At 32.5% G+C, this 15015-nt stretch carries 8 protein-coding genes; 3 read left to right on the top strand and 5 right to left on the bottom strand.

Annotated elements, in window-relative coordinates:
- Positions 1-132: 132 nt before the first annotated feature.
- Positions 133-1425, bottom strand: a complete 1293-nt coding sequence (locus KV700_RS11605) for an aminopeptidase P family protein (RefSeq protein WP_218597970.1) — start codon at positions 1423-1425, stop codon at positions 133-135.
- Positions 1426-1946: 521 nt separating this feature from the next.
- Positions 1947-3263: a DEAD/DEAH box helicase gene (locus KV700_RS11600; RefSeq protein ID WP_166383752.1), complete on the bottom strand. Its 1317-nt coding sequence runs from the start codon at positions 3261-3263 to the stop codon at positions 1947-1949.
- Positions 3264-3426: 163 nt separating this feature from the next.
- Between KV700_RS11600 and KV700_RS11595 the strand changes: the two genes are divergently transcribed.
- Together KV700_RS11595 and KV700_RS11590 are read left to right on the top strand one after the other, a co-directional pair.
- Positions 3427-6252: a sialidase family protein gene (locus tag KV700_RS11595; protein ID WP_218597969.1), complete on the top strand. Its 2826-nt coding sequence runs from the start codon at positions 3427-3429 to the stop codon at positions 6250-6252.
- A gap of 1038 nt (positions 6253-7290) precedes the next feature.
- Complete coding sequence (locus KV700_RS11590) at positions 7291-7848, top strand: transposase (RefSeq protein ID WP_218597968.1); 558 nt, start codon at positions 7291-7293, stop codon at positions 7846-7848.
- A 188-nt stretch (positions 7849-8036) separates the two neighbouring features.
- Here KV700_RS11590 and KV700_RS11585 read toward each other — a convergent pair whose 3' ends face one another.
- Positions 8037-8960, bottom strand: coding sequence for an ABC transporter ATP-binding protein (locus KV700_RS11585; protein ID WP_218597967.1), 924 nt, complete (start codon positions 8958-8960; stop codon positions 8037-8039).
- 394 nt (positions 8961-9354) lie between these two features.
- Entirely contained in the window at positions 9355-11433 is a 2079-nt protein-coding gene (locus KV700_RS11580; protein WP_218597966.1) for a M13 family metallopeptidase, read from the bottom strand.
- Positions 11434-11659: 226 nt separating this feature from the next.
- On the opposite strand from KV700_RS11580, the gene KV700_RS11575 reads away from it, so the two are divergent.
- On the top strand, positions 11660-12706 hold the full coding sequence (locus KV700_RS11575) for an NAD(P)/FAD-dependent oxidoreductase (RefSeq protein ID WP_218597965.1): 1047 nt from the start codon (positions 11660-11662) through the stop codon (positions 12704-12706).
- A gap of 146 nt (positions 12707-12852) precedes the next feature.
- Here KV700_RS11575 and KV700_RS11570 read toward each other — a convergent pair whose 3' ends face one another.
- Positions 12853-15012, bottom strand: a complete 2160-nt coding sequence (locus tag KV700_RS11570; RefSeq protein WP_218597964.1) for a prolyl oligopeptidase family protein — start codon at positions 15010-15012, stop codon at positions 12853-12855.
- Between the last annotated feature and the right edge of the window lie 3 nt (positions 15013-15015).

Raw genomic sequence — 15015 nt, 5'->3', positions numbered from 1 at the left:
TTACTTCAAAATTTTAAAACTAAAGTACCTTAAAGAGGTGCTTAAAAAACGATATAGCATCACCATTAATAAAAATTTAACACAAAAAAAAGCGAGTCATATAACTCGCTTTTTAAGTATCTATTACAAGAATTAACCTTGCATTATAGCTTCAATTTCATCTGCTTCAATAGGTATATTTGCCATTAAATTAAAAGGTTCTCCTTTTTCTTGAATCACCACATCATCTTCTAAACGAATACCAAAACCTTCTTCCGGAATATAAATTCCTGGTTCTACAGTAAACACCATATTTGCTTGCATTTTTTCATGCAACAAACCATAATCATGCGTATCTAAACCAATATGATGGCTTGTTCCATGCATAAAATATTTTTTATATGCTGGCCAATCTTTAGCTGCATTCTGTACATCTGCCTTGTCTAATAAACCTAATTTCAGTAATTCAGAAGTCATAATATCACCAACCTCTACATGATATTCTTTCCACAAAGTTCCAGGAACCAATAATTTTGTAGCTTCTTTTTTAACGTGGTTTACAGCATTATAAACAGCTTTTTGTCTGTCAGAGAATTTTCCAGAAACAGGTATTGTTCTAGTTAAATCACTTTTATAATTTGCATACTCCGCAGCAATATCCATTAAAATTAAATCACCACTTTTACATTCCTTATTATTCTCCATATAATGCAAAACATTTGCACTATTACCAGAAGCTATAATTGGCGAATACGCAAACCCTTTAGATCTATTTCTTACAAACTCATGCAACAATTCTGCTTCAATCTCATATTCCCAAACACCAGGTTTTACAAAATCTAAAATTCTACGGAAACCTTTTTCAGTAATATTACACGCCTTTTGCATTAAATCCAATTCAATTTGGTCTTTAACAGCACGTAAACGATGCATAATAGGGCTACTTTTAGCAACTGAATGTGCCGGGTATTTTGCCAATAACCACTTTGTAAAACGGTCTTCTCGAGTTTCCGTTTCTACATTTGCTCTATAATGTTCATTGGTATTAATGTAAAAAGTATCTGCATAAGTAGACAATTCAAACAAAACCTTCTCTAAATCTTGTAACCAGAAAACTGTTTTAATTCCACTTGTTTCAAAAGCAGCTTCTTTGGTTAATTTTGCTCCTTCCCAAACCGCAATATGATCGTTGGTTTCTCTAACAAATAATATTTCTCTGTAAGCTTCATTTGGGCAGTCAGGAAACAAAAACAATACACTTTCTTCTTGATCTACACCACTTAAAAACAAGATATCTCTGTGTTGCTCAAAAGGCAATGTACTATCTGCACTAATCGGATAAATGTCATTAGAATTAAAAACAGCCAAACTATTTGGTTGCATAGCAGCAGCAAAGTTTTTTCGATTTTTAATAAATAATTGTGAGTCTATTTTATCGTATTTCATACTGATGAATTTATGTTGAAATACAAAGGTAGCAATATTTCGGTGGCTACAAATTGAACACTCACAAAATATAAAAATCTCTTTTCATAAGTCTCATTATCCATTTAATACTGTATGTAAAAACTAAAAATCACATCTAATAATTATACTTCTTTTGGGCGTTCGAGCGGGCTTTCCATTATATCTTTTTGCAGAAAAAGCAAAAAGGATGTCATTACAATCCCTAACGCAAAATAAAATCACAATAGCTATCATTTATACTATAGGTGAAATCTCATAGCAGTGATCACACAAGACTGAGTCACAATACTTGTCATTCCGAAGTATTGAGGAATCCCATAACAGTCTTAACACAACCCCTACTAAACTTTAGGTGATTTCTCAATCGCTAAAAAGCTCATTTCGAAATGACAAACTTTATGGTTACTGAGTTGTATTAAAAGTTATTTAAAAGTAAAAATCCTACAAAGTTAACAACCTTGTAGGATAATAAAATTTGTGTAAATTAAATAAATTAGTATCTAAAAACGCTTCTTTTTAGGCGCTCCAGTTCTTCCTCTTCCAGAAGTACTTTCTGGTTTATTTCCTTTAAAATGGGGCTTCTTTTTTGGTTTATCTCCCTGAGAAGAACCACCATTTGAAGATCTAGTTTTCTTTCCAAAAGATCCTTTACTTTGCGTTGCTGCTCTTTTAGGAGCTGCCGTATCTGTAGGCTCAAAACCTTCTACAATAGAAGTGTTTAATTTTTCTTTTAGTAATTTTTCAATTTCATTTTGGTATTCAGTTTCTTCACTACAAACTAAAGAAATTGCCTCTCCAGCTGCTCCTGCTCTACCCGTTCTACCAATTCTATGTACATAATCTTCAGGTACATTTGGTAATTCGAAGTTAATAACATGCGGTAATAAAGGAATATCTAAACCACGTGCTGCAATATCTGTTGCAACTAACGCTTTAATGGTATTATCTTTAAAGTTTTTTAATGCCTTTGTTCTAGCACCCTGACTCTTATTTCCGTGAATTGCTGCAGCAGAAATACCTGCTTTAATCAATTTCTCGGTTAATTTGTTTGCTCCATGCTTTGTTCTTGTAAAGATTAAAACTTGGTTCCAATTTCCGTCTTTTATCAACTTAATTGTAAACTCTGTTTTTTGGCCTTTATCAACTTTATAAACATTGTGAGTTACTTTCTTAGCTGTTGAGTTTTGAGGTTCTGCTTCTACAGAAACTGGATTATTCAAAATACCTGAAGCTAATTTTTTAATATCAGTAGAAAAAGTTGCAGAAAACATCAAGTTCTGACGCTTTGCAGGCATAAAACTAATTAGTTTATTTAAGTCTCTTGCAAAACCCATATCTAACATTCTGTCTGCTTCATCAAGAATTAAAACATCAATTCTGTTAAAAGAAACTGCTTTCTGACTGTGTAAATCTAATAATCTACCTGGTGTTGCTACTAAAATATCTACACCACTTCTTAACGTTGCAATCTGTGGTTTTGCATTCACTCCACCAAAAATTACGGCAGATTTAATGTTTACATATTTACTATACTCTCTTACATTGTCATGTACTTGAGCAGCCAATTCTCTTGTTGGCGTTAATACTAGCGCACGTAAAGGTCTGTATTTTGCATGCTTTGTTTCTGCTAAATATTGTAAAACTGGCAATGTAAAACCTGCTGTTTTTCCTGTACCTGTTTGTGCAGAAGCTAAAATGTCTTTACCTTCTAAAATATGTGGAATTGCTTTTTCTTGTATTGGTGATGGTTTGGTATATCCTTTTTCTTCAACTGCTTTTACTAGTGCAGCAGATAAACCTAAATCTTTAAATGTCATAAAAATACTTTTTTGAATGCAACTTTATGTAGTTGTTTCAGCCTGCAAAGATACGTTGTTTTAAATTGAAGTGTATTTTTCTTAAAATTCATTTTTATGTTAATTTTTTTGGTATTGAAAATACAAGTGGTAATTTCATCACTTTAAACCAAACTAACTTTTTATGAAGTATATTTTCACCTTTTTCGCACTCTGTTTTTCAACAATATTAATTGCCCAGACCGCTACGGATTCAGATATTATTCAACAATCTTTAGACCAGAAGTCTCAAATGATAAATTCTTCTTTGGTAAAAAATGTTCAATTTACCAATATTGGACCAACTGTAATGAGTGGTCGTGTGGTAGATATGGATGTAAACCCAAATAATACAACAGAATTTTATATAGGGTATGCTTCTGGCGGACTTTGGTATACAAATAATAACGGAACAACGCTTACACCAGTTTTAGACAATGCTCTAACTCAAAATATAGGTGATATTGCTGTAGATTGGCAAACCGGAACGCTGTGGGTTGGTACAGGGGAAAACAATTCTTCTCGTTCTTCTTATGCCGGAATCGGAATTTTAAAATCTACAGATAAAGGCCAAACTTGGCAAAATGTTGGCTTACCAGATACACACCATATTGGTAGAATTTTAATCAACCCAAATAATGCTGATGAAGTTATTATTGGAGCAATTGGACATTTATATTCTCCGAATGCAGAAAGAGGAATTTTTAAAACTACAGATGGAGGAAAAACGTGGTCTAAAACATTATTTATTGATGAAAATACCGGAATTATAGACGTTGCAGTTGCTCCAGAAAACTTCAATATCATGTATGCTGCTTCTTGGGAGAGAGAACGTAAAGCGTGGAATTTTGTTGGAAACGGAGAAAATTCTGCCATTTATAAAAGTATAGATGCTGGTACTTCTTGGACAAAAATTGCTGATAAAAGTGGTTTTCCTACAGGTAATGGAGTTGGTAGAATTGGATTGGCTGTTTTTAATGAAAATACCGTGTATGCTTTACATGACAGTCAATATAGAAGAGAATCTAAGAAAAATAAAACAGCTTATAACTTAACAAAACAGCAATTTGAAAATTTATCTTCCGCAGACGTTTTAGCGCTTAGAAATAAAACTTTAGATACCTATTTAAAAGAGTATGGTTTTAGAGAGAAGTTTAGAGCGGAAAATGCAAAACAATTGTTAAGACCAGGAGGTTTAAAACCAAAAGAATTGATGGCTTTTTTAGATGATGAAATGGCAATTGCTTTTGAAGAGCCAGTAATTGGTGCCGAAGTTTTTAAAACAACTAATGGAGGAACTTCTTGGAAAAAAACACATACCAATTATTTAGACGGAATTTATAGTTCTTACGGATATTATTTTGGAGAAATTAGAGTGGACAACCAAGATGAAAATGGAATTTACATTTTAGGAGTTGGCATTATAAAATCTAAGGATGGTGGTAAAACATTTACTTCTATTAGTAGAGAAAATGTACATTCAGATCATCAAGCATTGTGGGTAAATCCTAAAAAAGAGGGGCATTTAATTGAAGGAAATGATGGTGGTTTAAATATTTCTTATGATGATGGAGAAAGCTGGATAAAATTAAACAATACTGCCGTTGGTCAATTTTATTCTGTAAATGTAGATAATGAAAAAAACTATAATGTGTATGGCGGTTTGCAAGACAACGGTGTTTGGTTTGGGCCACATAATGCAAAAATGGATAAAGCATGGCATCAATCTGGGCAAAACCCCTTTAAGTCAATTATGGGTGGAGACGGAATGCATGTTCAGATAGACAACAGAAACCATAATATTGTGTATACAGGCTATCAATTTGGTAATTATTATAGAATTGATAGAGAAAATAAAGAAGAAATTTACATACAACCTAAACCAGAAAAAGATGCAAAACCTTACAGATTTAACTGGCAAACTCCTATTCATTTATCTAAACATAACCAAGATATTTTATATTTAGGAGGAAATAAATTACACAGATCTTTAAACCAAGGAGATACATGGGAAACAATTTCTGATGATTTAACAAACGGCGGAAAAGAAGGAAATGTTGCTTACGGAACCTTAACCTCTATTTCTGAAAGTCCGTTTAAATTTGGATTAATTTACACAGGTTCAGACGATGGTTTGATCTATGTTTCTAAAAACGGTGGAGGAAACTGGATAAAAATTTCTGACAACCTTCCAAAAGATTTATGGGTTTCTAGAGTGATTGCTTCTAAATTTAAAAAAGAACGTGTGTATGCAACTTTAAACGGATATCGTTTTGATGATTTCACTCCGTACGTATACGTGTCTGATAATTACGGACAAACCTGGAAAAACATTGGAAACACCATTCCAACTGCTGCCGTAAATGTTATAAAAGAAGATTCTAAAAATGAAAACATAGTGTATTTAGGTACAGACAACGGATTGTATGTTTCTTTTAACAACGGAACTTCTTGGGAAACTTTTAGTAAAGATTTACCTAATGTAGCAGTGCATGATTTAGTGATTCAACCAACAGCAAAAGATTTAATTGTTGCAACACACGGACGTAGTTTATATAAAACCAATATTGCTGCAATTCAAAAAATGAATGACAGTGTTTTAGCAAAACCTATCGCGCTTTTTAATATAGACAATATTAAAAAAAGTAAAAGATGGGGAAGCTCTAGAAGTCAATGGAGAAAAGCAAGTACGCCAGAAATTAAAATTCCTTTTTATGTAAATGCTGATAAAAAAATAACGCTTGATATTTATGCAAATGATGTAAAAGTAAACTCAATTTCTGCAGATGCAGACAAAGGTTACAATGAAACTGTTTATGATGCTTCTTTTTCTAAAAAAGGATTGAAAGATTTTAAGAGAGCTAATAAAAAATCTGAAATTGAAAAAGGAAATAACGATGTATATTATTTACCTAAAGGAAAATATACCGTTAAAATTGGTGAGGAAAAAACAAGTTTTGAGGTAGAGTAATTTACTTACGTTTTTAAACAGTTATTACGTATACTCGTTACAAACGAGCACTAACTTGTGAGCAATTATTATAGATTTATTAGTCGCTAGCGCTCGTTTTTAACGAGTGCCGTCAAAAATAAGAACATTCAAAATTATTTTTTTGTGTTTTTGAAAAGTTATGAGTCGAAAATATAAGTTTCACAACAAATCTGCTTTATATTTTGTAAGTTTTGCCCGATAAGATTCGTTAAAAACGGGTGCTAGCAATAATAAGAATACAAAACCGGTACTCGTTGCAAACGAGCACTAGCTTGTACAAGCTATCATTTTAGATTTCTTAATCGCTAGCGCTCGTTTTTAACGAGTGCCGACAACAATAAGAACATTCAAAATTATTTTTTTGTATTTTTGAAAAGCTATGAGTCGAAAATATAAGTTCCACAATAAATCCGCATTATATTTTGTAAGTTTTGCCCGATAAGATTCGTTAAAAACGGGTGCTAGAAATAATAAGAATACAAAACCGGTACTCGTTGCAAACGAGCACTAGCAAAGAAAAAACAAGTTTTGAGGTAGAGTAATTTACTTACGTTTTTAAACAGTTATTACATGTACTCGTTACAAACGAGCACTAGCTTGTGAGCAAATTATTATAGATTTATTAGTCGCTAGCGCTCGTTTTTAGCGAGTGCCGTCAAAAATAAGAACATTCAAAATTATTTTTTTGTGTTTTTGAAAAGCTATGAGTCGAAAATATAAGTTTCACAACAAATCTGCTTTATATTTTGTAAGTTTTGCTCGATAAGATTTGTTAAAAACGGGTGCTAGCAATAATAAGAATACAAAACCGGTACTCGTAGTAAACGAGTACTAGCAAAGAATAGTATCTATATTTTTGTTTCTTATAAAGAGTATACCTAACGTGTACTCGTTACAAACGAGCACTAACTTGTACAAGCTATCATTTTAGATTTCTTAATCGCTAGCGCTCGTTTTTAACGAGTGCCGACAACAACAAGAACATTCAAAATTATTTTTTTGTATTTTTGAAAAGCTATGAGTCGAAAATACAAGTTCCACAACAAATCCGCTTTATATTTTGTAAGTTTTGCTACTGTATATTGGATAGAAGTCTTTACAAGGCAAGTATATTTTGATGTATTAGCAAAAAGCATCGATTTTTGTAGAGCGAAAAAAGGTATGGAACTGTATGCGTATTGTTTTATGCCAAGTCATGTCCATTTATTATTTAGATCTTCTAATGAGCAACCTATGGAGTTGCTACGTGATTTCAAAAAACATACTGCAAAAAAAATAATTGAAGCGATAAAGAACAATCCACAGGAAAGTAGAAAAGAGTTATTACTATGGTTATTTGAAAAAGCAGGGAAAGAGAAAGCGAATGTAACTAAATATCAATTTTGGCAACATCACAATAAACCAATAGAATTGTGGAGCGAAAAAGTAATCAAGCAAAAAATAGATTATATTCATAACAATCCTATTGAGCTTGGTTTTGTAACAAACTCAATCGATTGGAAATATTCTAGTGCAAGAAATTTTCAAGATGATCATACCATTTTAGAAATAGATGAAACCGGTTTTTTAGGTTAAAAACCTAAAGATAATAGTGTAACTAAAAATAGAAAAGCCTTGTGGGTACTCGTTGAATATATCTTTTTAGGTCCCTTAATCGCTAGCACTCGTTTTTAACGAGTGCCGGAACAATAATAAAATATAATTTAACACTCAGTTTAAACCAGTTATAGCTTGTAATTTTTACATTAATAAAAGTGGTATACCTACAAAAATTTTAGATCAATTATAGCACCTTGAACCAAAATAGAATCATGATTAAAAAACACATTTTGACCATTAAATTCAGCTTCTATTAACCAATAAGAACCTTTAAAATAAGAGTTTAATACAGTTGCTTTTAAATCAGAATTTTCTACTACTTTTATTTGATGTGGATATACTAAAACTGTTTTATTGTTGATGGTAATTTCATTGACATCATCAAACAAGGCGGCAACGTATTTTTCATTTGGATTGTTGTAAATCTCTTTCGGAGAATTGTCTGCTATTATTTTATTGTCTTTAATAATAATAAGTTTGTCTGCAAAAGAGAGAGCGTCATTTTTATCGTGTGTTGCAATAATACAAGCAATGTTTTTTTCTTTTAAATAACTGAATAAATTTCTGCGTAAAGAGTTCTTTTTAAAGTTATCTATTTGTCCGAATGGTTCGTCTAACAATAATAACTCAGGCTCTTTTGCCAAGGCTCTTGCAATAGCGACACGTTGTTTTTGTCCGCCACTTAGGTTTTTAACCATTGTATTCTCAAAAGCTTTCATTTGAATTACTTCTAATAATTCTTGGGTACGTAACTCACTTTCTTCTGGATAAAACCTCGACAAGAATTTTTTAATATTTTCTGATACAGAAATGTAAGGCATTAAATCGAAATCTTGTGCTACATATTTAAAGTTTTCGAAACCGGGAACAAGATGTTTTTTTGGGCCAAAAATTTGTTCGTCTTTCCAAAATATTTCCCCTTTATTTAGGTCTACTAATCCGTAAATAGCTTTTAAAAGTGTCGATTTTCCACAACCACTTTCTCCCATTACACAAAGGTGCTCCCCTTGTTGCAAGGTGAAATTAAAATCGTTTAATATTGATTTTTTTTTATAGTAAGAAAATGAAACGTTATCTACTTTTAGCATCTTACAAAAATAAGAATTATAAATAAATAGTGATAAGGTTTTTGAAACCTTGTTAGAAAGTTAAGTATCGATGTGGTTGCTGGGTTGGAAAGGATCTCGCAAAGGCGCAAAGACGCAAAGCGATCTGGATATTGTGTCTCGTTTTTTTTAGACTATTGAGAAGCTTTTCTACGCTTTGGAATGACAAGTTTAAGTAAAAATGAGTTTAACAAAATTGCGTTAGAGATTGAACGGTTTGTCTGAGCTCTTTTTTTGAGGAACGAAAAAAAAAAGCGAGTAGTGAAAGCGCGACCCTTGTGGTAACGCCAAAAAAAACCGACACTTTCGCATCGGTTTTAAATTTTTGCACACAAATAATTGTGCACAAATTGTAATACTTAAAGACACTGCGTGTCTACCAGATTCTTACTCTTTCTTCTGGTTTTAAATACATTTTATCACCTTCTTTAACATCGAACGCTTTATAGAAAGCATCTACGTTTTTAAGCGGCATATATGCTCTGTACATTCCAGGAGAGTGAGTATTTGTCATGATTAAGTTTTTTAAAGCTTCGTCACGCATTTTTGTTCTCCAAATTGTTCCCCAAGAAAGGAAAAAACGTTGTTCTGGCGTATAACCATCAATATCTGCTGGTCTTCCATTCTTTTGTAAGAAAACTTGTAACCCTTCATAAGCAGCTTGTACACCACCTAAATCTCCAATATTTTCTCCTAAGGTATATTCACCGTTTAAATGCATAGAATCTATGGCGATAATATCTGAATATTGTTTGATTAATTGTCCGCCAATTTCTTTAAACTTTACAGAATCATCTTCTGTCCACCAGTTGTTCAGATTTCCGTCACCATCAAAACGAGCACCAGAATCATCGAAACTATGAGAAATTTCGTGACCGATAACCGCTCCAATTCCACCATAATTTACAGCTTCATCAGCTTTATAATCATAAAAAGGAGGTTGTAAAATTGCTGCTGGAAAAACGATTTCATTATTTACAGGATTAAAGTACGCATTTACAGTTTGCGGAGACATTCCCCATTCTGTTCTGTCTACTTCGCTACCTAATTTTGCCATTTCTTTGTTGTAGTTCCATTTGGTTACATTAATAGCGTTCTCAAAATAAGAACCTCCATTTTCTAAACCTTTAACTTGTAATTCTGTATAGTCTTTCCAAACATCTGGATAGGCTATTTTAACCGTTAATTTGTGTAGTTTTTCTAACGCTTTTTCTTTAGTAACTTCACTCATCCAAGGTAATTGTGCAATTCTAGCTTCGAAACCAAGCATTACATTATCAATCATTTCCTTCGCTTTTACCTTTGCTTCTGGTGGAAACATTTTTTCTACATACAATTTACCTAAAGCTTCGCCAATTGCACCATTTAAGCTACCTAAAGCACGCTCATCTCTTGCTCGTTGTTTTTTAGCACCACGCATTTCTTTAGAATAGAACTCCCAATTTGCAGTTTCTAAATCTGTAGATAAAGAACCTAAAGAGTTATTAATCGTGTTCCAACGTAATAATAATTTAAGATCATCTACCGAGGTTTTTGTAAAAACATCACTAAAAGCTTTAAAATAACCAGGATCTGTAACAATTACAGTTTCTAAATCCGTTACTCCAATTCCGTCTAAATGTGCTTGCCAATCTATTGAAGGTGCTAATTTTTGTAATTCTGCAATCGTCATTGGATTGTAGATTTTACGAATATCTCTACTTTCTTCTTTAGACATCATTGGTGTTGCCAAACTAGTTTCTAAAGCAACAATTGCTGCTGCATTCTTTTTAGCTGTAGCTTCATCATCACCAAATTCTTGTAACATTTTTGCTACAAAAACTTCGTACTTTTCTAATTTGTCTTTCACTTTAGCATCAACATAGTAATCTCTAGATAAACCTAAAGAACCACCGCCCATATAACCTGCGTATTGACTGCTGTTTTTTAAATCGTTATAAACGCCAAAACCATAAAAACCTCCGCCACCATAAGGTGCCATGTTTATTAAATACGTTTCTACATCTTTCTTTGTTTTAATTTCATCTACTTTTGCTAAATAAGGCATTACAGGTGCTTTCCCTTGTGCATTTCTAGCAACAGTATCCATTATTGTTTGGTAATAGTTTACTGCTTTTTCTTGATCTGAATCAATTTCATTTCCTTTAGCATCTTTTATTTTAGGGAAATTACTTTCTTCAATTGCTTTGTTTAAAATAGTTAAAACATCTGCATCTGTCTTTTTACGAAGCTGGTTAAATCCACCCCAAGAGGTTTGATCGTCTGGAATTTCTGTTTTATCTAACCAAGTTCCGTTTACGTGTCTAAAGAAATCATCTGTAGGTTTTACAGTTGTATCCATGTTTTCTAAAGCAATACCAGGTGCTTTTTCTACTTTTGGGCTGTCTTGTTTACAAGCTACTAAACCTAAAGAGGCAATAGCCGAAACAAAAAAAACATTTTTAATTATCTTCATTATTATCTGATTTTTGTTGAGTTTAATTATTTTATTAGTAACAAAAATAGCATTTTGTTACATATTTTTAAGTTTATTTTTTATTGATTTCATATTTTATCAAAAATAATAAAATTTAAAAACGCATAAATTTCACTATTCTTACATCAAAAAATCTGTTTAACTAAATCGATATTCTTCTTGTAGCCTTTTTAATTATAGTAGTTTTGTAGAGATAAAACTATTTATGAAGGATTATATAATTATAGGAGCAGGACAATCTGGACTTGCAATTGCATATCATTTAGCCAAACAAAATGCTAATTTTTTAATTGTTGATGCAAATAAAGAAACTGGTGAACCTTGGTTAAAACGATGGGATTCTCTAAAATTATTTACGCCTTCGGAATTTAATAGTTTACCAGGAATGAAATTTCCTTATAAAAAAGGACATTATGCTAACAAATACGAAGTTGCCGATTATTTAAAAGCCTATGTTTTTAAGTTTAATATTCCCATTGAATTTAACCAACGAGTAACTTCTTTAAAAAAAGAGAATGGCATTTTTACTTTAAAAAGCAAAACCAAAACTTTTGAAGCAAAGAATGTAATTATTGCAACTGGTCCGTTTCATAAACCATTTACCCCGAGTTGTCATAAAAAAATATCAAAAGATGTTTTACAGATTCATAGTGAACATTATAAAAGTCCGGATCAATTAAAAGAAGGCGCAACTTTAGTTGTTGGTGCTGGAGATTCTGGCGTACAAATTTTAAATGAAGTTTCTAAAGCTAAGAAAAAAGTTTACTTTTCTGGTAAAACAGATATTGTTTCGCTTCCTCAAGAACTTTTAGGAAAAACATTGTGGTGGTGGTTTAGTAAAGTCGGTTTTTTAACAGCGAATAAATATTCTTTTATCGGAAAAAAATTAAGTCATAGCGGTCAACCTGTAATTGGCACTGACGTAAAAACTTTGTTTAAAAAAGAAAATATCACCTGTGTTGGCAGAACGTTAGATGCAAATAACGACACCATCATTTTTGAAAAACAAAAAGTTACCGATATTAAAAATATTGTTTGGGCAACCGGTTTTAAACCAAACTTTAATTGGATTGAAAACATCGAATTAGACGAAAACCAGTATCCTAAAAACTACAGAGGTGTTAGCGACCTGGAAGGTTTGTATTTTATTGGTTTGCCATGGCTCTACACAAGAGGTTCTGCTACTTTAGGCGGTGTAAAAAAGGACGCAAAATACTTATGTAATTATATTGCTAAAAAACAAAAGAAGTAGTCTAAAAAGGATTAAATCTTGTCATACCAAACTTGTTTCAGTATCTCAACTTATTGAAATTCAACTTATATAAGAACCTGAAATAAATTCAGGTTGACAAAAACTTACTTTTTAGACGACCTCTTTTATCAATCTAGTTTTATAAACTAAGATTTAATTTTAGCCGATATCGGATTTGGTAACTGCTCAAACCCCATATTAAATAACGTAAAACCAAAAATATCTGCATATTGCTCAATGGTTTTTGCAACAGGTGTTCCGGCTCCGTGACCAGCATTGGTTTCTATTCTTATTAATGTAGGATTATTCCCTGACTGTTTTGCTTGTAATTCTGCTGCAAATTTAAAACTATGTGCCGGCACAACTCTATCATCATGATCTCCGGTAGTTACCAAAGTTGCCGGATATTGCACACCTTCTTTTACATTATGCACTGGCGAATATCCTTTTAAATACTCGAACATTTCTTTGTTATCATCTGCGGTTCCGTAATCATACGCCCATCCTGCTCCGGCAGTAAATGTATGATAACGCAACATATCTAAAACGCCAACTGCAGGCAAAGCAACTTTCATTAATTCGGGTCTTTGTGTCATGGTTGCTCCAACTAAAAGTCCACCATTAGAGCCACCACGAATTGCTAAAAACTCTGAAGATGTATATTTTTCTGAAATTAAGTATTCTGCAGCTGCTATAAAATCGTCAAACACATTTTGTTTTTTTAATTGCGTTCCTGCATCGTGCCATTTTTTACCATATTCTCCTCCACCTCGTAAATTAGGCACTGCGTACACACCACCTTGTTCCATCCAAACTGCGTTTGCGATACTAAATGAAGGCGTTAAACTCACATTAAACCCACCGTAACCATATAAAATAGTTGGGTTTTTCCCGTTTAACTCTACTCCTTTTTTATGAGTAATAATCATCGGGACTTTTGTTCCGTCTTTTGATGTGTAAAAAACTTGTTTACTTGTATATGCATCAGCATTAAAAGCGATTGAAGGTTTCCAGTAAGATTCATACGTTCCGTCTTCTGGGTTGAATTTGTATGACGAACCTGGCGTACTGTAATTGGTAAAAGAAAAATACAATTCTTTCGCTGCTGTTTTTCCTCCAAAACCACCGGCAGTTCCAACTCCTGGTAATTTTACTTCTCTAATTAATTTTCCATCAAAATCGTATTGCAATACTTTAGAAACCGCATCTACCATATACGTTGCAAAGAAATAACCTGCACCAGAATTTAAACTCAATACATTTTCTGTTTCCGGAATAAAATCTTTCCAGTTTTCTGGAGTTGGATTTGCAACATCAACAGTTACTACCTTTTTATTCGGTGCATTTAAATTTGTTACCAAATACACTTTACTTCCAATATTTTCTATCGGATAGGTATCACTATCAGTATGCTCTAAAATAGTTACCAACGGACTATTTGGCTTAGAAAGGTCTTTTAAAAACAACTTGTTTCCAGAGGTTGAAACACTTGCAGAGATAAAAAGGTATTGATTGTCTTCAGAAACATTTCCACCAACATAACGGTGTTTTTCTGATGCTTTTTCACCAAAAACCACAACATCTTCTTTTTGAGAGGTTCCTAATTGATGATAATATAATTTGTGTTGATCTGTTTTTGCAGACAACTCACTTCCCTCAGGTTTATCGTAACTAGAATAGTAAAAACCTTCGTTTTTGTACCATGAAATTCCAGAGAATTTTACATCTACCAACGTATCTTCTTTTATGGTTTTAGAAACTGCATCCATAATAATAATTTTACGCCAATCAGAACCTCCTTCAGAAATTGCATAGGCAGCAATTGCCCCATCTTTAGTAAAACTTAACGAGCCTAAAGAAGTAGTTCCGTCATCAGAAAAATTATTTGGGTCTAAGAAAACTTCTGGTTCAGAATCTCCTTTGGTTCTGTAAATAACACTCTGATTTTGCAATCCGTTATTTTTAGAAAAATACGTGTAATCGCCTTCTATAAAAGGTGTACCTACTTTTTCGTAATTCCATAATTCAGACAAACGTTCTTTTAATTGTTCTCTGTACGGAATCTTATTTAAGTAATCGAAAGTAACCTCATTTTCTGCTTTTACCCAAGCTTCGGTTTCTTTACTTCTATCGTCTTCTAACCATCTATAGTTATCTACAACAGCTGTACCAAAAAGTGAATCTATTACTGGTTTTTTAGTCGTTTCTGGATATTTCAAATTGATGTTTTTTTGTTTAATTTCTTCGTTACAAGAAACAAATATTGCACTTGCAAATAAAATTGGAATGATTAATTTATTTTTCATGAG

Origin of the sequence: Polaribacter sp. NJDZ03 (genome assembly GCF_019263805.1) — a bacterium.
Taxonomy (GTDB): domain Bacteria; phylum Bacteroidota; class Bacteroidia; order Flavobacteriales; family Flavobacteriaceae; genus Polaribacter.
The sequence above is the reverse complement of the archived record's forward strand: the minus strand, read 5'-3'. Positions and strand labels throughout refer to the sequence as shown.